This is a genomic window from Kitasatospora sp. NBC_01287 (assembly GCF_026340565.1).
In the GTDB taxonomy this organism is placed as follows: domain Bacteria; phylum Actinomycetota; class Actinomycetes; order Streptomycetales; family Streptomycetaceae; genus Kitasatospora.
On the sequence record NZ_JAPEPB010000001.1, the window covers coordinates 6,818,684 to 6,836,212 of the forward strand.

Sequence of the window (17,529 nt, forward strand, 5' to 3'; positions counted from 1 at the left end):
CTCCCCTGGAAGCCTGGAAGCCGAGACATGCTGGAAGCAGAGACATGAGCGACAAGAACCGAGAAGGCAAGCGCACGGCCCGCGAGCGGATGCGGGAGGAGCGGGTCGCCGAGGCGTCCAGGGACGCCCGCAGGAAGAAGCTCCTGGTGATCGGCGCGGTGGTGCTGGTGCTGCTGGCCGCCGGCGGCATCGGGTTCGCGGTGCAGAGCGGCCGGTCCAGCTCGGACACCCCGACGGCCTCGCCGGCCGGCGCGATCGGCCCCAAGAACCTGGTGATCCCCGACGGCCCGGCCAACGCGCCCGCCACGCTGACCGTCTACGAGGACCCGCGATGCCCGGCCTGCGGCGCCTTCGAGCGTGAATTCGCGCCCACCGTGGACCAGTTGCAGGATCAGGGCAAGATCTACGGCAACTACCACATCGTCTCGTTCATCGACCGGCACGACGGTGGCAAGGGCTCCAAGAACGGCGCCAACGCGCTCGCCTGCGCCCAGGACGCGGGGTACTTCCGGGCCTACCACGACGTCCTCTACCGCAACCAGCCGGACGAGACGGTCGACACCTGGAAGGACAAGTCCAAGCTGATCGACCTGTCCAAGCAGGTCCCGGGCCTGGACACGCCGACCTTTGAATCCTGCGTCAACACCAACAAGTTCGGCAGCTGGGTCTCGGCGGTCGAGCAGGACTTCGACAAGTCCGGCTACACCTCCACGCCGACCGTGCTGCTCAACGGCAAGCCGATCTACCCCAAGAACGGCAACGACGAGATCACCCCGGACAACCTGGTGAAGTGGGTCGACGAGGCCAACCAGGGCAAGACGCTGGGGACCACCGGCAGCGCCTCGGCCAGCCCGGCTCCCACCAGCACCGCGGCCGAGACCGATCCGAACCAGCCGCCGGCCAGCCCGACCGGCTGATCCCGGCACCCCGGCACCCCAGCCCAGCGGCCGGCCGGCCCCCCGGAGCGCGCACCCGCGCCCCGGGGGCCACCTGTTTCCGAACCGGTACCGCCACCGGTGCCGGCCCAAGGTCACCACACGGTAGCGTCGGAGGCGTCATGGAACTCGCTTACCTCCCCAGCCCGTCGCAGGGCGTCATCCACCTCGGACCGATCCCGCTGCGCGCCTACGCCTTCTGCATCATCATCGGTGTCGCCGTCGCCGTCTGGCTCGGCGGCAAGCGCTGGGTCGCCCGCGGCGGCGCCCAGCACACGGTGGGCGACATCGCCGTCTGGGCGGTGCCCTTCGGGCTGGTCGGCGGCCGGCTCTACCACGTGATCACCGATCACCAGCTCTACTTCGACCCGGGGCAGAACCCCTGGAACGCCTTCAAGATCTGGGAGGGCGGCCTCGGCATCTGGGGCGCCATCGCGCTCGGCGCGGTCGGCGCCTGGATCGGCTGCCGCCGCCGCGGCGTGCCGCTGCCCGCCTACGCGGACGCCATCGCACCGGGCATCGCGCTGGCCCAGGCCTGCGGCCGCTGGGGCAACTGGTTCAACCAGGAGCTGTACGGCAAGGCGACCACGCTGCCCTGGGGCCTGCACATCCACAAGGTGAACCCGGACGGCACCGTCACCGACGGCATCTTCCAGCCGACCTTCCTCTACGAGTCGATCTGGTGCGTCGGTGTGGCGTTCCTGGTGCTCTGGGCCGACCGCAAGTACCGCCTGGGCCACGGCCGGGCCTTCGCGCTCTACGTCGCCGCCTACACGGTGGGCCGGGCCTGGATCGAGTACCTGCGGATCGACGAGGCGCACCACGTCCTGGGTCTGCGGCTCAACGACTGGACCTCGATCGTCGTCTTCGCCGGGGCGGTGGTCTACCTGGTGGTGGTCGGCAGGAAGCGCCCGGGCCGCGAGGCGCCGGACTCGATCGACCCGCAGTCCCGCCCGGAGTCCGCCGAGGGCGAGGGTGACAGTGAGGGTGACAGTGACGGCGAGGGTGACGCCGCGGCTCCCGCGGCTGCCCAGGCTCCCGCCGCTGACGGTGCCGCGCTCGCCGAACAGGCCGAGCGCACCTGAGGATCCGTCACCACGGGCCCCGGAGTGCACGCACTCCGGGGCCCGTTGCTGTGCTGGGCGGACAACGGCGCAGGTCAGCGAGGTAAGCCAGGGCTTGCTTGCTGGAAACTGTCGTACCGTCCGACTAACTTCGAAGCGTGAGAAGCCCTGGGGGCCCTGTCCGGCTCACGGCTCTTCGCCGTGCCCGGACGCGTCCGCAGTGGGGGAAGTCGGCAACAGAAGGGCCCACCACCATGTCCGTGACCATCACCGAAACCGCCGTCAGCGAGCCGGCCCAGCCGCGGGTGCCCGCCGAGGGCCACCACCGCGACGTCAACGGCGGCTGGCTGCGTCCGGCGATCTTCGGCGCGATGGACGGGCTGGTCTCCAACCTCGCGCTGATGACCGGCGTGGTCGGCGGTGCGGCGAGCAACAGCACGGTGATCCTCACCGGGCTGGCGGGGCTGGCGGCCGGCGCCTGCTCGATGGCGGCGGGGGAGTACACCTCGGTGGCCTCGCAGCGCGAGCTGGTCCAGGCGGAGATCGAGGCCGAGCGGCTGGAGCTGCGCCGCAACCCCGACGGCGAGCTGGTCGAGCTGGCCGAGCTCTACATGGCGCGCGGCGTCGAGCCGGAGCTGGCCCGCGAGGTGGCCCGCCAGCTGACCCGCGACCCGGAGCAGGCGCTGGAGGTGCACGCCCGCGAGGAGCTGGGGGTGGACCCGCACGACCTGCCCAGCCCGCTGGTCGCCGCCGTCTCCTCGTTCGGCTGCTTCGCGCTCGGTGCGCTGCTGCCGCTGCTGCCCTACCTGCTGGGCGCCACCTCGCTGCTGCCCGCGCTGGTGCTGGCGGTGCTCGGGCTCTTCGGCTGCGGGGCGGTGGTGGCCCGGGTGACGGCGCGCAGCTGGTGGTTCAGCGGACTGCGCCAGCTGGTGCTGGGTGCCGCGGCGGCCGGGGTGACCTACCTGCTCGGCGGGCTGATCGGCGGCCACCTGGGCTGAGTGCCCGACCGGCGGTGCGTGTGTGGAACGTCACGCACTGCCCCGCATATTCATGCAGAAGTGTGGCCCCGAGGCGCTGTCGACCACTGGTCCAGCGCCTCGTGCTGCTCCATCGGGGTGGAATCGCAGGCCCGGCGGATTCCGCTTCGCTTCGGCGGCGTTTCGCAGCTGTTTCAGCGTGCGAACGGCGGGGCACACTGGTGGCAGCGCGGGGATGAGTGCGTGTCTCCCCGGACCGCCATTACCGGCCGGTAATAGCCTTTGACCTGGGGCTGTTGTCCGCCATGTGGACGCGAAATTCCACTTCCCGGGATTTCCCGCATCATGTAACCTGCACGAAATCGCAGAGGGCCAACGTCGTCCCTGTTGCAACTGCACCTATTGCCAAGACGACGACGGGAGAGCCGATGCTGTCTGCATCCATGCACTCCGCCAACGAGCCCCAGGGCAGCAGCAGCTCCCCTTATGCGCTCGTTCCGGATGCGCGACCTGCTGCTCAGGGCCTGTACGACCCGCGAAACGAGCACGACGCCTGCGGCGTCGGCTTCGTCGCCACGCTGACCGGCATCGCCGACCACACCATCGTCGAGCAGGCGCTCACCGTCCTGCGCAACCTGGAGCACCGCGGTGCCACCGGGGCCGAGCCGGACTCCGGCGACGGCGCGGGCATCCTGACCCAGATCCCCGACGCGTTCCTGCGCGCCAACACCGCCTTCGAGCTGCCCGCCGCGGGCTCCTACGCCGTCGGCATCGCCTTCCTGCCCGACGAGGACGCCGCTGACGCCGCCGCGGTCGCCCACATCGAGCGGATCGCCGCCGAGGAGAGCCTGACCGTCCTCGGCTGGCGCGAGGTCCCCACCGCTCCCGACCTGCTGGGCGCCACCGCCCGCTCGGTGATGCCGCGCTTCCGCCAGCTCTTCCTCGCCCAGGACGGCACGGCCGACCTGGCGCTGGACCGGATCGCCTTCGTGGTGCGCAAGCGCGCCGAGCGGGAGATCGGGGTGTACTTCCCCTCGCTCTCCGCCCGGACCATCGTCTACAAGGGCATGCTCACCACCGGGCAGCTGGAGCCCTTCTTCCCCGACCTCTCGGACCGGCTCTACGCCTCCGCGCTCGGCCTGGTGCACTCCCGCTTCTCCACCAACACCTTCCCGAGCTGGCCGCTGGCCCACCCCTACCGGTTCGTCGCGCACAACGGCGAGATCAACACCGTCAAGGGCAACCGGAACTGGATGACCGCGCGCGAGTCGCAGCTGGTCACCGACCTGATCCCGGTCAACAGCAAGGGGCAGGACCTCAGCCGGATCTTCCCGGTCTGCACCCCGGACCAATCCGACTCCGCCTCCTTCGACGAGGTCCTGGAGCTGCTCCACCTCGGCGGCCGCTCGCTGCCGCACTCGGTGCTGATGATGATCCCGGAGGCCTGGGAGAACCACGCCACCATGGAGCCGGCCCGGCGCGCCTTCTACCAGTACCACTCCAACCTGATGGAGCCCTGGGACGGCCCGGCCTGCGTCACCTTCACCGACGGCACCCGGATCGGCGCGGTGCTCGACCGCAACGGTCTGCGCCCGGCCCGGTACTGGATCACCGAGGACGGCCTGGTCGTGCTCTCCTCCGAGGTCGGCGTCCTCGACATCGACCAGGAGAAGGTGGTCCAGAAGGGCCGCCTGCAGCCCGGCAAGATGTTCCTGGTCGCCCTCGACGAGAACCGGATCGTGCCGGACGAGGAGATCAAGGGCGAGCTGGCCGCCGCGCACCCCTACGAGGAGTGGGTCGAGGCCGGTCAGATCCAGCTCTCCAAGCTGCCCGAGCGCGAGCACATCGCGCACACCCACGCCTCGGTCACGCGCCGCCAGCAGACCTTCGGGTACACCGAGGAGGAGCTGCGGGTCATCCTCGCGCCGATGGCCCGCACCGGCGGCGAGGCGCTCGGCTCGATGGGCACCGACTCGCCGATCGCCGCGCTCTCCGAGAAGCCCCGGCTGCTCTTCGACTACTTCGTGCAGCTCTTCGCCCAGGTCACCAACCCGCCGCTGGACGCGATCCGCGAAGAGCTGGTCACCTCGCTGCTCAGCAACCTGGGCCCCGAGGGCAACCTGCTGGCCACCGACGCCGCGCACTGCCGCTCGGTCGGCATGCCGTTCCCGGTGATCGACAACGACGAGCTGGCCAAGCTCATCCACATCAACGCCGACGGGGACCAGCCCGGCCTGAAGGCCGTCACCCTCTCCGGCCTGTACAAGGTCTCCGGCGGCGGCACGGCCCTGGCGGCCCGGCTGCAGGCCATCGCGGACGAGGCGGACGCGGCGATCGCCGACGGTGCGCGGATCATCGTGCTCTCCGACCGCCACTCGGACGCCGAGCACGCGCCGATCCCCTCGCTGCTGCTCACCTCCGCGGTGCACCACCACCTGATCCGCACCAAGCAGCGCACCAGGATCTCGCTGCTGGTCGAGGCCGGCGACGTCCGCGAGGTCCACCACGTGGCCCTGCTGATCGGCTACGGCGCGGGCGCGGTCAACCCGTACCTGGCCATGGAGACGGTCGAGGACCTGGTCGTCCAGGGCACCTTCTTGACCGGCATCGAGCCCGAGAAGGCCATCCGCAACCTGATCAAGGCGCTCGGCAAGGGCGTGCTCAAGGTGATGTCCAAGATGGGCATCTCCACCGTCGCCTCCTACCGCGGCGCGCAGGTCTTCGAGGCCATCGGCCTCTCCCAGGACACCGTGGACGCCTACTTCTGCGGCACCACCAGCAAGCTCGGCGGCATCGGCCTGACCGAGATCGCCAAGGAGACCGCGGCCCGGCACGCCAAGGCCTACCCCGCCTCCGGCATCCCCGCCGCGCACCGCGCGCTGGAGATCGGCGGCGAGTACCAGTGGCGGCGCGAGGGCGAACCCCACCTCTTCGACCCCGACACCGTCTTCCGGTTGCAGCACGCCACCCGCAACCGCCGGTACGACATCTTCAAGCAGTACACCGGCCGGGTGAACGAGCAGTCCGAGCGGCTGATGACGCTGCGCGGCCTGTTCCAGCTGGACGGCAAGGGCCGCGCGCCGATCCCGCTCGACGAGGTCGAGCCGGTCGCCGAGATCGTCAAGCGCTTCTCCACCGGCGCCATGTCCTACGGCTCCATCTCGATGGAGGCGCACGAGACGCTGGCCATCGCGATGAACCGCCTGGGCGGCAAGTCCAACACCGGCGAGGGCGGCGAGGACCCCGAGCGCCTCCACGACCCCGAGCGCCGCTCGGCGATCAAGCAGGTCGCCTCCGGCCGGTTCGGCGTCACCAGCGAGTACCTGGTCAACGCCGACGACATCCAGATCAAGATGGCCCAGGGCGCCAAGCCCGGCGAGGGCGGCCAGCTGCCCGGCCACAAGGTCTACCCGTGGGTGGCGAAGACCCGGCACTCGACCCCGGGCGTCGGCCTGATCTCGCCGCCGCCGCACCACGACATCTACTCCATCGAGGATCTGGCCCAGCTGATCCACGACCTCAAGAACGCCAACCCCGACGCCCGCATCCACGTGAAGCTGGTCTCCGAGGTGGGCGTGGGCACGGTCGCGGCCGGCGTCTCCAAGGCCCACGCCGACGTGGTGCTGGTCTCCGGCCACGACGGCGGCACCGGCGCCTCCCCGCTCACCTCGCTCAAGCACGCGGGCGGCCCCTGGGAGCTCGGCCTGGCCGAGACCCAGCAGACCCTGCTGCTCAACGGCCTGCGCGACCGGATCGTGGTGCAGACCGACGGCCAGCTGAAGACCGGCCGCGACGTGGTGATCGCCGCGCTGCTCGGCGCCGAGGAGTTCGGCTTCGCCACCGCGCCGCTGGTCGTCTCGGGCTGCATCATGATGCGGGTCTGCCACCTGGACACCTGCCCGGTCGGCGTCGCCACCCAGAACCCGGTGCTGCGCGAGCGCTTCTCCGGCAAGCCCGAGTTCGTGGTCAACTTCTTCGAGTTCATCGCCGAGGAGGTCCGCGAGATCCTCGCCGAGCTGGGCTTCCGCTCGATCGAGGAGGCCGTCGGCCGCGCCGAGCACATCGACGCCGACGCCGCCATCGAGCACTGGAAGGCAGCCGGGCTCGACCTGGCCCCGCTCTTCCACGTCCCCGAGCTGCCCGAGGGCGCGGCCCTGCACCGCACCACCGCGCAGGACCACGCGCTGGACAAGGCGCTCGACAACCAGCTGATCGAGCTGGCCCAGGACGCCCTGGAGCGCGGCGAGGCGGTGCGCGTCCAGCTGCCGATCCGCAACGTCAACCGCACGGTGGGCACCATGCTCGGCCACCAGGTGACCAAGCGGTACCGAGGCGAGGGCCTGCCCGAGGGCACCATCGACGTGACCTTCACCGGCAGCGCCGGCCAGTCCTTCGGCGCCTTCGTGCCGCGCGGCATCACGCTGCGCCTGGAGGGCGACGCCAACGACTACGTCGGCAAGGGCCTGTCCGGCGGCGTGCTGGTGGTCCGCCCGGCCCGCGACGCGGCGGCGATCGGCAACGACGCCCAGGCGCACGTGATCGCCGGCAACACCATCGGCTACGGTGCCACCAGCGGCCGGATCCACCTGCGCGGCAAGGCCGGTGAGCGCTTCGCGGTCCGCAACTCCGGGGCCACCCTGGTGGTCGAGGGCGTGGGCGACCACGGCCTGGAGTACATGACCGGCGGCCGGGTGGTCATCCTCGGCGAGACCGGCCGCAACCTGGCCGCGGGCATGTCCGGCGGCATCGCGTTCGTCCTGGACCTGCGTCCGGCCAACGTCAACGGCGGCATGGTCGGCATCGAGGCCCCCGACGCCGAGGACCGCGACTGGCTGCGCGAGACCGTGCAACTGCACTACGAGGAGACCGGCTCGACGGCTGCCGCCGAGCTGCTGGCCGACTGGGGCAGCGGGGTCTCCCGCTTCTCCAAGATCATGCCGACCGACTACAAGGCTGTGCTCGCCGCCAAGGACGCCGCTGAGCGCGATGGACTCTCCGAGTCCGAGACCACTCGCAAGATGATGGAGGCGGCACATGGCTGACCCCAAGGGCTTCCTGACCACAGGCAAGCAGTTGGCCGAGCGCCGTCCCGTGGACGTGCGTCTGCGGGACTGGAACGAGGTCTACGTCGAGCGCAGCCTGCTGCCGATCATCACCAAGCAGGCCGGCCGCTGCATGGACTGCGGCATCCCGTTCTGCCACAACGGCTGCCCGCTCGGGAACCTGATCCCCGAGTGGAACGACCTCGCCTTCCGGGACGACTGGACGGGCGCGATCGAGCGGCTGCACGCGACCAACAACTTCCCGGAGTTCACCGGGCGGCTCTGCCCGGCGCCGTGCGAGTCGGCCTGCGTGCTGGGGATCAACCAGGACGCGGTGACCATCAAGAACGTCGAGGTCACCATCATCGACAAGGCCTGGGACAACGGCGGGGTGCGCCCGCAGGTGCCCGAGCGCCTCTCCGGCAAGACGGTCGCCGTGGTCGGCTCGGGCCCGGCCGGGCTGGCCGTCGCCCAGCAGCTCACCCGGGCCGGCCACACCGTGGTCGTCTACGAGCGGGCCGACCGCATCGGCGGCCTGCTGCGCTACGGCATCCCCGAGTTCAAGATGGAGAAGCGGCACATCAACCGCCGCATCGAGCAGATGCGCGCGGAGGGCACCCGGTTCCGCACCGGGGTCCACGTCGGGGAGGACATCACCGGCCAGCAGCTGCGCGAGCGCTTCGACGCGGTCGTGGTGGCCGCCGGTGCCACCACCGCGCGCGACCTGCCGGTGCCCGGCCGGGAGCTGGGCGGCATCCACCAGGCGATGGAGTACCTGCCGCTGGCCAACAAGGTGCAGGAGGGCGACTACGTCGACACTCCGATCAGCGCCAAGGGCAAGCACGTCATCGTGATCGGCGGCGGCGACACCGGCGCCGACTGCCTGGGCACCGCGCTGCGCCAGGGGGCGGCCTCGGTCACCCAGCTGGAGATCATGCCGCGCCCCGGCGACGAGCGCCCCGGAAACCAGCCCTGGCCGACCATGCCGATGACCTACAAGGTCACCTCCGCGCACGAGGAGGCCATCCACGTCCGGGAGACGACGACGGTGGGCAACCAGGCAGGGGGACACTCCTCGCCGGAGGCGGGCAAGGAGGGACGTGTCTACTCCGTGAACACCACCCACTTCACCGGTGACGAGGACGGCAACGTGGCCGAACTGCACCTGGTCGAGGTGGAGTTCAAGGACGGCCGGTTCGAGCCCGTGCCCGGCACCGAGCGGGCGATCCCGGCGCAGCTGGTCACCCTGGCCATGGGCTTCACCGGCACCGACGTGAAGAACGGCCTGGTCGAGCAGCTCGGCGTCGAGCTGGACGCGCGCGGCAACGTGGCCCGGGACGGCAAGTTCGCCACCAACACCCCAGGCGTCTACGTCTGCGGTGACGCCGGGCGCGGTCAGTCGCTGATCGTCTGGGCGATCGCCGAGGGCCGTTCGGCGGCCGCGGCGGTCGACGCCTACCTGGGCGGCAAGACCCCGCTGCCCGCCCCGATCCGCCCCACCGACCGCCCGCTGGTGGTCTGACTCCCGCACCGCTCCAGGACACCCTCCCGCACACCGCCCGCTCCGCGCGGGCCGCACCAAACCCGTTGGACCGTCAGAGCCGCCGGTCCCCAACGGAGCGTCAGAACGGCGCCTGCCCCCTCCCCGACCAGCTGGGGGCAGGCGCCGTTGCGCGTGCCCGTGCCCCTGCCAGGACCGGTCAGCCGCCGGGTGCCAGCGCCTCGGCCAGCGCGGTGCGCAGGTAGAGCACGGTGCGGCCGGTGCGGTGGCGGCCCACCAGGCCCGCCGCGTGCAGGACGGCGAGGTGGTGGGCGACGTTGGGGGCCGACTGGCCGGTGCGGGCGGTGAGTTCGGTGGTGGAGGCGGGGGAGGCGAGCTCGCTGAGGACCTGGGCCCGGCCGCGGCCGAGCAGGGCCGCCAGCGCCCGCCCTGCTGCTGCTCGAACGGCTGATCCCGCAGGGCGCGGCTGATCAGGGCGCGGCTGATCAGGTCACGGGGACGGGGACAGCGGCGGGGACGGGGACGGCGACGGGGAGCGGATCGGGCCGCCGGGCTGCAGCGGCATGAGTGCCAGCGGCTGCCCGCCGGCCGCGTCCAGCACGTCGCGGTCGCCGAGCGGGCGGGTGAGCCGGAACCGCGCGGGGGCGACTCGCATGTCGGCCGGGCAGGCCCGGCCGCTCGGCGGGACGCTGCGCTGCCCGATCAGCACCACCACCTGGTCCGTCTCGTAGACCTGCCCGGGTAGTGGGCGCTCGCACCCGCCGTTCTCCTCGGCGGCGGTGAGGGTCAGCCCGTCCGGCGAGGTGGCGCTCCAGTTGACCACGGCGGTCAGCCCGGCGGGCAGCGGGCCGGTGGCCGGTGTCGGTGTCGGCGTTGGAGTCAGGGAGCTGTACGGGGACGGCGGTCCGGCCACCGCCGGGTAGACGAAGGGCTGCTGGTACCCGGCGATGGTGAACTCCCAGACCGGGATGGTCGCCCGGCCCCGGCTGGTGAGCACCTGCCGGGCGCCGGGGGCGATCGCGGTGACGGCCAGCCGGCTCGCCCCCGCCGTGGGGGCGGCCGGGTCGCGCAGGCCGGCCAGCACCCGGGCCGGCGGCAGCAGCGGCAGGACCGCCGTCGAGCCGTCCGCCCAGGTCACCGTCCCGGTCTCGGGGGAGTACGGCAGCGCGGTGCGCAGGTCCAGTTGCCCGGACTGGTAGGCGATCTTGTCGGCCTTGGAGTGGAAGGCGTCCGCCGGGAGCCACTCGGGCGGCACCGACTCCGGGACGTAGCCGGTGCGCCAGCTCCGGGCCGCGGCCGACCCGGGCCAGGCCGCGGCCAGCGCCCGGGCCCGGGCCAGCGCCGCCCCGCTCGGCGCCGTCGTGGCGGGCGGCACGGTCGCCGCCGGGGGCACCGGGCCTGCCGGGCCCGCCGACAGCGAGCCCGGATCGGTGCCGACCCCCCGGCCGCAGCCGGTCAGCACCACGGCCAGCAGCAGCGCGGCGGCCGTGCGATGGACGCGCCAGGTCATGCGGCTCAACTCCTCCGGGAAAGCTGATGGTTCGTCGGTCAGGCGTTGGACGCCTGGGTGAACTCACAGGTTCCATCCCGTGCTTGTGTCAGGTGGACATGGCAGACTGCGGCGCGGAAGGATCCAGGGGAGGAGCGGGGCGCGATGAGCAGCGGGACGGGCCAGACCGGCAGCGGGGTGACGGTCCGACGACTGCTGCTCGGCTCACAACTGCGCCGACTGCGCGAGGCCCAGGGGGTCACCCGGGAGGACGCCGGCTACGAGATCCGCGCCTCCGAGTCGAAGATCGGCCGGATGGAGCTGGGCCGGGTCAGCTTCAAGGAGCGCGACGTCGCCGACCTGCTCACCCTCTACGGTGTCACCGGCGCGACCGAGCGCACCGAGGTGCTCTCGATGGTGCGCGCCGCCAACGCCACCCCCTGGTGGCACGCCTACGCCGACGTGGTGCCCGGCTGGTTCCAGACCTACCTGGGCTTCGAGGAGTCGGCCGGCACCATCTCCACCTACGAGGTGCAGTTCGTCCCCGGCCTGCTGCAGACCGAGGAGTACGCCCGCGCGGTGATCCGGCTCGGCGCGCAGAGCGCCCCGCAGGAGGAGATCGAGCGCCGGGTCGAGGTGCGGATGCGCCGCCAGCGGCTGCTGGCCGCCGAGGGCGGCCCGGGCCTGGTCACCGTGATCGACGAGGCCGCGCTGCGCCGCCCCTGCGGCGGCCCCGAGGTGATGCGCGGTCAGCTGGTCCGGCTGCTGGAGCTGGCCGATTCGCCGCGGATCGAGCTGCAGGTGATGCCGCTGGGCTTCGACGGCCTCTCCGCCGAGACCGGCGCCTTCTCGCTGCTCGCCTTCCGGGAGTCCGACCTCGCCGAGGTCGTCTACCTGGAGCAGTTCACCACCGCGCTCTACCTGGACCGCCCGCGCGAAGTGGCCGAGTACGTCGACTCCCTGGAGCGGCTGCGGTCCGACAGCCTGAGCGCCGAACACAGTCGCGAGCTTCTCCGGACTCTGCTCCAAGAGACCTGACATATCAGTAGGATGATCCCCTGTCAGTTTGTGAAGGGGAGCCTGGTGTCGCACTTTTCGGAACTCGCCCTGCAGTACATCGACGGTGAATGGCGCCAGGGCAGCGGCTCCTGGGACATCGTCGACATCAACCCCTACAACGGCGAGAAGCTGGCCGCGATCACGGTGGCCACCGTCGCCGAGGTCGACCAGGCCTACCGGGCGGCCGAACGGGCGCAGCGCGACTGGGCCGCGACCAACCCCTACACCCGCCGGCTGGTCTTCGAGCGCGCCCTGCGGATCGTCGAGGAGCGCGAGCAGGAGATCACCGAGACGATCATCGCCGAGCTCGGCGGCACCCACCTCAAGGCCGCCTTCGAGCTCTCGCTGACCAAGGACATGCTGCGCGAGGCGATGCAGCTGGCGATCCGCCCCGAGGGCCGGATCCTGCCCTCGCCGGTGGACGGCAAGGAGAACCGCCTCTACCGCCTGCCCGTCGGTGTGGTCGGCGTGATCAGCCCCTTCAACTTCCCGCTCTTCCTGTCGATGAAGCCGGTCGCCCCCGCGCTCGCGCTCGGCAACGCCGTGGTGCTCAAGCCGCACCAGGACGCCCCGATCGTCGGCGGCACCCTGCTCGCCAAGATCTTCGAGGACGCCGGCCTGCCGGCGGGCCTGCTCAACGTGGTGGTCACCGACATCGCGGAGATCGGTGACGCGCTGCTGGAGCACCCGGTGCCCAAGGCGATCTCCTTCACCGGCTCGGACCGGGTGGGCCGGCACGTGGCCACCGTCGCCGCCTCGCACTTCAAGCGCTCGGTGCTGGAGCTGGGCGGCAACAGCGCACTGCTCGTGCTGGACGACGCGGACGTCGACTACGCGGTGGACGCGGCCGTCTTCAGCCGCTTCGCGCACCAGGGCCAGGTCTGCATGGCCGCCAACCGGGTGCTGGTGGACCGCGCGGTGCTGGCCGAGTTCACCGAGAAGTTCGTCGCCAAGACCGCCTCGCTCACCGTCGGCGACCCCAAGGACCCGGCCACCCAGATCGGCCCGCTGATCAACACGACCCAGGCGGACGCGCTCACCGCCCAGGTCGACCAGGCGGTGGCCGACGGCGCCACCGTACTGCTGCGCGGCACCACCGTGGGCACCCTGATGGCACCCGTGGTGCTCACCGACCTGGACCCGCAGGCCCCGATCCTGCACCGCGAGCTCTTCGGCCCGGTCGTCCTGCTGGTGCCCTTCGACGGTGAGGACGAGGCGGTGGCGATCGCCAACGACACCCCCTTCGGCCTCAGCGGCGCGGTGCACACCGCCGACATCGAGCGCGGGGTGCGGGTGGCCCAGCGGATCGAGACCGGCATGATCCACGTCAACGACGGCACCATCCACGACGAGCCGATCGTGCCGTTCGGCGGCGAGAAGAACTCCGGGGTGGGCCGGCTGAACGGCGAGTCCACGGTGGAGGCCTTCACCACGCAGAAGTGGATCTCCATCCAGCACGGGCGCAGCCGCTTCCCGTTCTGAGTGCGCGGGCGGGGCGCGGCGCCGCACTGCTGTGCCGCTGCGCCCCGCCCCGCCCCGCTCTGCTCTGCTCGGGTGAAACCGGTCGGAACTGGACATACCATCGCAGAAAGGCGTCGATGGGAGGCCAGTGATGACCAAGCGACCCACGGGCAAGAAGACGACGGGCAAGAAGACCAGCCTCAAGCTGCGCCGCGGCACTCAGGAGCTGCTGGAGCGCCGCGGCATGGCCACCGGCAGCGGCGGAGCGCCGGGCACGGTCGGCCCGGTGCTGCACGCCGGCCCCGGTGGTGGCGCGGCCGCCGCGGGCTACGGCAGCTACGCGGCGCTGACCGGGGAGGCCCCGTTCAGCCACGGCGGGCGCCGAGGGCCCGAGGAGCGGGCGCTGACCGGTGCGATGCCCGGCCACAGCGAACTCAAGGGCCACCGGCACCGCGGCGCCGAGCGGCACTCGGCGCACTGAGGCGGCCGGCCGCCCCCAGCTCGTCCAGTACCGCACCCACCCGCTCGGCGAGCGCCTCCTCCGGCGAGGGGCCGTCCGGCTCCAGCCGCTGCCAGGACCGGTCCCGCTCGTAGTGCTCCAGCGCGGCCACCGCCTCCTCGACCCGCTCGCCGGGCCACTCGTGCGGCTGCTCGGCGGCGGTGGCCGGCAGCCAGCGCTCCAGCTCGTCCAGCAGGTAGCGGGCCAGTGTCGTTCCCTGCTCCGGCCAGCGCGCCTGCGCCACCCGCGTGCGCTGGCCGGCCAGTCGCGCCCGGAGGGACTCGGTCGGAGGCGGGGGTGGCTCCGGGGTCGGGGGTGGCTCCGAGGTCGGGTGCGGGTCGGGGATCGGCGGCGGGGTCGGGCCGGGGGGCGGTTCAGGGGTCGGCGTCGGGTCCTTCCGGCGGAAGGCGACCCCCAGTACCGCCCCCGCCGCGTACAGCCCGCCGACCACCGCCGCGCTGGTCAGTCCGAGCCCGTCGACCAGCGACACCACCAGGCCCGCCGCCGCCCCGCCGCTACCCAGGTAGTGCGCCCGGGTGCCGAACCAGCGCGGCAGCACCCTGCCGCGCCGGTCACTGGTAGCCACGGATCTCCTCGAAGACCCCGTCCAGCGCGCTCGGACCCGCCGTCGCGTCGAACAGCTTGCCGCCCGTGGTGTCCGCGATCCCCTGCAACTGCGCGAGCGCGCCCTCGCCGAAGAGGATCGGGAAGACCGGCACCGTCTGCTGGGCGGTCGGCAGCGCCCGGTAGAAGGCGGTGAACCCGTCCGCCGAGTCGCCCTCGTTGCTCTCGCCGTCGGTCATCAGCACGATCGAGGTGAACCGGTCGTCCCGCGCCGCCGCCTGCTGCTGCGCGACGAGCTGGTACGCGTGCTCCAACGTGCTGTAGATCGCGGTGCCCCCGCCGGCCGACAGGCTCTGCACGTCCGCCTCGATCGAGGCCAGTTCGGCCTGCGGCGCGGTGTCGGGCACCTGGTGGGTGTGCTCCCACTTCACGTCGTCCGCGAAGGAGATCAGCGTGACCTCCTCGCGCTCGCGGAACCCGTTGGCCGCCGGGCTGCCGTCCGCCCCGGTCAGCTGCCCCAGCGCCTGCTTCAGCCCGTCCAGCCGGGCCCCCTGCATCGAGCCCGAGGTGTCCAGCACGTAGACCGTGCGCGAGGGGCGGCGCAGCTGGTTCTGGTAGGCGGCGAGCAGCGCGTCCGCCACCGCCCGGCTCCCGGGGAACGGCAGTTCGGGCCGCCGGTCGGTGCCCAGGCCCGGGCCCGGCGCGACGCCCGGCACCACCGGCCGCCGCTCGGTGGTGTCGGAGATCTGGCGCTGCACCTCGGGCCGCAGCAACTCGGCGGTCAACCGGCTGAACGCGTCCCTGGCCCCGGCGCCGGCCGAACTCAGCAGGGTGAGCGGGTAGTCGGCGGACACCACGCCGTCGGCGGGCCGGATCACCGTCAGTTGCGCGTCGGTGGGCAGCGTGCGGTTCAGCGAGAGCAGCACCGACTCGTAGTTCACCAGCGCCCCCACCTGCCGCCCCGCGCCGCCCCGCGCCGCGCGCTGGTAGGCCTGCGCCAGCCAGCCCGAGGAGCCCGAGGTGAGCTGCTGGCCCGCGAAGAAGCCGCGCAGCGCCGGGGTGGCCTTCGCCACGTCGTCCTGGGTCAGCGCCGCCTGGGCACCGGAGAAGGCGGCCGCCAGCCCGATCAGCGCGGAGAAGCCGGAGTTGGACTGCGAGGGGTCCGTCATGCCGAAGGTCAGGCCGTTCGCCGCCACCGCCTGCCCGACCTGCGACCAGGTGGTGTGCGCCGGGTCCCAGCCGAGCGTGGCGAGCACCGAGGAGCGCACCCCGAGCGCCACCGGCGAGACCATCACCGAGGTCTCCGAGAGCAGCTTGCCGGCCGCGCCCTGGTCCAGCCGCAGGTAGTGGTTGGAGCCGAACCAGAGGGCGTCGTACGTCCCGTCGGCCTTGCCGGAGGAGACCGTCGCGGCGCCGTCCAGGGTGCCGGTGTAGGTGAACCGGACGCTGACCCCGGTGGCCTTCCGCACGTCATCGAGGACCGGCTGCAGGTCCTGCAGTTCGCTGCCGGCCAGCACCCGCAGGGTGTACGGCGCGCCGGACGGCGGCGGGTCGCCGGCGCCCCCCGGGGCCGTGGAGCCGGTGCTGCCCTCCTGGCCGCCGCTCGGGCCCGGCGCGGGCCCCGGCCCGTGGCCGCTGTCGCACCCGGTGGCCAGCGCCGCCAGGCCCAGCGCCAGGGCACCGACCAGCGAGCGGCGGGTGATCGGCTCGGTCATCAGCTGCTCCCCGTGGCGGACACCGCGTTCACCAGCGCCTGCAGCGTGCCGGTGGTGGGTGTCGGTGGTTGGAAGGTGCCCAGCGAGCCGAGGTCGAGCGGGAAGCTGGTCTGCTGCTTGCCGGTCTTCGCGATGAGCGCCTGGACCATCGCCTGGCTGTCGTTGGTGGGCCGGAAGCCGTACCGGGCCTCCAGCTCGATCAGGGTCGGGTCGGTCAGCAGGGCCTGGGCCAGCGCGTCCGAGCCCTTCGTCAACTCCACGAGGGTGTGGTCACTCTGGATGTCGATGTCCGGATAGAGCACCACCGTGTCGTCGGGCAGCTTGCCCTTCATCGCCTGCTCGGCGACCTCGGACTCGTACGTCCAGCTCAGCGGCTTGCCGGTGCCGGCCACGAAGTCCCGGAAGAGCTGGTCGCTGCTGGCGAGCAGAGCGCCCTGGTTCGCGATCAGGTACCGCAGAAGTGGGCTGACCCGGTCGATTCCGCTCTGGTCCGAAACCACCTGGCTGCCGTTGTCGAGGTAGGACATCACCGCCAGGTAGAGCGCGGCGGAGGAGGAACTGCTCGGGTCGGTGGTGGCGACGTAGATCTTCCCGGCGACGTCGGGCGGTCGGGTCCCGCCGGTCAGGTCGCTCCAACTCAGCTCGCTCTGCACGTCCTTCAGGTAGGCGGCCATCCGGAAGGTCCAGATCTTCGACGTCGGGTCCTGGCTCGCCAGGCCGTTGTCCGCCAGGAACCGCGCGGTGTCCGCGTGCGCGACCAGCACCAGCGGGGAGTAGAACGGGCGCACCGGCGTGGTGGTGATCGGGGTGCTGATCGCCTTGGCGGCCACCGAACTGGCCGGGAACGCGAAGTCGAAGCCGCCGCCCTTCGCGTCGTCGGCCATCTGCCAGGAGCCCGAGTGCTGGACCGAGACGGTCAGACCCTTGGCGGCGAGGGCCTGCTGGACCTGCTCGTCGGCGAAGAAGTCCGCCTTCTCCGACCCGATCAGGCCGGTGAGCCTGACGGTCGCGGTGCTCGGCCCGGGCGGTTGGTGCCGCTGCAGGACCACGGCCACCACGCCGACCAGCAGGCCCGCGGCCACCAGCAACCCGAGCAGGCGTCTCATCGCGTCCCCGTCCCCCGTCCCCGTCCCCCGCCCGCCGGGCCGGACCGACGGGTCCCCCTTCGCCGGGCCGGGCCGATGGGCCCGTCGTGTCGTGCCGATGGGCCCGAGCGTCCCGCC

13 protein-coding genes are annotated in these 17,529 nt (G+C 72.2%); 8 read left to right on the forward strand and 5 right to left on the reverse strand.

The window, feature by feature from the left end; translation table 11 throughout:
* Positions 1-44: 44 nt before the first annotated feature.
* The 5 genes from OG455_RS29880 (at position 45) to OG455_RS29900 (ending at position 9,540) form a co-directional block, all read left to right on the forward strand.
* Entirely contained in the window at positions 45-917 is an 873-nt protein-coding gene (locus OG455_RS29880) for a thioredoxin domain-containing protein (RefSeq protein WP_266299017.1), read from the forward strand.
* Between the two features lie 140 nt (positions 918-1,057).
* Complete coding sequence (gene lgt, locus OG455_RS29885; RefSeq protein ID WP_266299019.1) at positions 1,058-2,020, forward strand: prolipoprotein diacylglyceryl transferase; 963 nt, start codon at positions 1,058-1,060, stop codon at positions 2,018-2,020.
* 233 nt (positions 2,021-2,253) lie between these two features.
* Entirely contained in the window at positions 2,254-2,997 is a 744-nt protein-coding gene (locus OG455_RS29890) for a VIT1/CCC1 transporter family protein (RefSeq protein WP_266299021.1), read from the forward strand.
* 422 nt (positions 2,998-3,419) lie between these two features.
* Complete coding sequence (gltB, locus tag OG455_RS29895; RefSeq protein WP_266301006.1) at positions 3,420-8,018, forward strand: glutamate synthase large subunit; 4,599 nt, start codon at positions 3,420-3,422, stop codon at positions 8,016-8,018.
* The gene (locus tag OG455_RS29900) at positions 8,011-9,540 is read left to right on the forward strand and encodes a glutamate synthase subunit beta (protein WP_266299023.1); all 1,530 of its coding nucleotides are present in this window, start codon (positions 8,011-8,013) and stop codon (positions 9,538-9,540) included. The genes gltB and OG455_RS29900 overlap by 8 nt, the downstream gene beginning before the upstream one ends.
* Positions 9,541-9,718: 178 nt before the next feature.
* Here OG455_RS29900 and OG455_RS29905 read toward each other — a convergent pair whose 3' ends face one another.
* Positions 9,719-9,940 (reverse strand): ArsR family transcriptional regulator, encoded by a 222-nt coding sequence (locus OG455_RS29905; protein ID WP_323185651.1) that lies wholly within the window; start codon positions 9,938-9,940, stop codon positions 9,719-9,721.
* 69 nt (positions 9,941-10,009) lie between these two features.
* Positions 10,010-11,029: a hypothetical protein gene (locus OG455_RS29910; RefSeq protein WP_266299025.1), complete on the reverse strand. Its 1,020-nt coding sequence runs from the start codon at positions 11,027-11,029 to the stop codon at positions 10,010-10,012.
* A 144-nt stretch (positions 11,030-11,173) separates the two neighbouring features.
* Between OG455_RS29910 and OG455_RS29915 the strand changes: the two genes are divergently transcribed.
* The 3 genes from OG455_RS29915 (at position 11,174) to OG455_RS29925 (ending at position 14,009) form a co-directional block, all read left to right on the forward strand.
* Complete coding sequence (locus tag OG455_RS29915) at positions 11,174-12,046, forward strand: helix-turn-helix transcriptional regulator (protein ID WP_266299027.1); 873 nt, start codon at positions 11,174-11,176, stop codon at positions 12,044-12,046.
* Between the two features lie 45 nt (positions 12,047-12,091).
* Positions 12,092-13,549, forward strand: a complete 1,458-nt coding sequence (locus OG455_RS29920; RefSeq protein WP_266299029.1) for an aldehyde dehydrogenase family protein — start codon at positions 12,092-12,094, stop codon at positions 13,547-13,549.
* A 130-nt stretch (positions 13,550-13,679) separates the two neighbouring features.
* A complete protein-coding gene (locus OG455_RS29925; RefSeq protein WP_266299031.1) occupies positions 13,680-14,009 on the forward strand; it encodes a hypothetical protein in 330 nt (109 codons plus the stop codon).
* On the opposite strand, the gene OG455_RS29930 is transcribed toward OG455_RS29925, so the two are convergent.
* Genes OG455_RS29930 through OG455_RS29940 form a run of 3 tightly spaced genes read right to left on the reverse strand, consistent with a single transcriptional unit; the run spans position 13,963 to position 17,412 of the window.
* A complete protein-coding gene (locus OG455_RS29930) occupies positions 13,963-14,613 on the reverse strand; it encodes a hypothetical protein (RefSeq protein ID WP_266299033.1) in 651 nt (216 codons plus the stop codon). The genes OG455_RS29925 and OG455_RS29930 overlap by 47 nt on opposite strands.
* The gene (locus OG455_RS29935) at positions 14,600-16,306 is read right to left on the reverse strand and encodes a VWA domain-containing protein (protein WP_266299035.1); all 1,707 of its coding nucleotides are present in this window, start codon (positions 16,304-16,306) and stop codon (positions 14,600-14,602) included. The genes OG455_RS29930 and OG455_RS29935 overlap by 14 nt, the downstream gene beginning before the upstream one ends.
* On the reverse strand, positions 16,306-17,412 hold the full coding sequence (locus OG455_RS29940; protein WP_266299037.1) for a hypothetical protein: 1,107 nt from the start codon (positions 17,410-17,412) through the stop codon (positions 16,306-16,308). Before OG455_RS29940 ends, OG455_RS29935 begins: the two co-directional genes overlap by 1 nt.
* Positions 17,413-17,529: the final 117 nt, after the last annotated feature.

Bases quoted from the DNA above. Each gene is read 5' to 3' on its own strand.
- OG455_RS29900 (WP_266299023.1), top strand. From the start codon at position 8,011: ATGGCTGACCCCAAGGGCTTCCTGACCACAGGCAAGCAGTTGGCCGAG.
- OG455_RS29890 (WP_266299021.1), top strand. From the start codon at position 2,254: ATGTCCGTGACCATCACCGAAACCGCCGTCAGCGAGCCGGCCCAGCCG.
- OG455_RS29940 (WP_266299037.1), bottom strand. From the start codon at position 17,412: ATGAGACGCCTGCTCGGGTTGCTGGTGGCCGCGGGCCTGCTGGTCGGC.
- OG455_RS29935 (WP_266299035.1), bottom strand. From the start codon at position 16,306: ATGACCGAGCCGATCACCCGCCGCTCGCTGGTCGGTGCCCTGGCGCTG.
- OG455_RS29910 (WP_266299025.1), bottom strand. From the start codon at position 11,029: ATGACCTGGCGCGTCCATCGCACGGCCGCCGCGCTGCTGCTGGCCGTG.
- OG455_RS29880 (WP_266299017.1), top strand. From the start codon at position 45: ATGAGCGACAAGAACCGAGAAGGCAAGCGCACGGCCCGCGAGCGGATG.
- gltB (WP_266301006.1), top strand. From the start codon at position 3,420: ATGCACTCCGCCAACGAGCCCCAGGGCAGCAGCAGCTCCCCTTATGCG.
- OG455_RS29915 (WP_266299027.1), top strand. From the start codon at position 11,174: ATGAGCAGCGGGACGGGCCAGACCGGCAGCGGGGTGACGGTCCGACGA.
- OG455_RS29925 (WP_266299031.1), top strand. From the start codon at position 13,680: ATGACCAAGCGACCCACGGGCAAGAAGACGACGGGCAAGAAGACCAGC.
- lgt (WP_266299019.1), top strand. From the start codon at position 1,058: ATGGAACTCGCTTACCTCCCCAGCCCGTCGCAGGGCGTCATCCACCTC.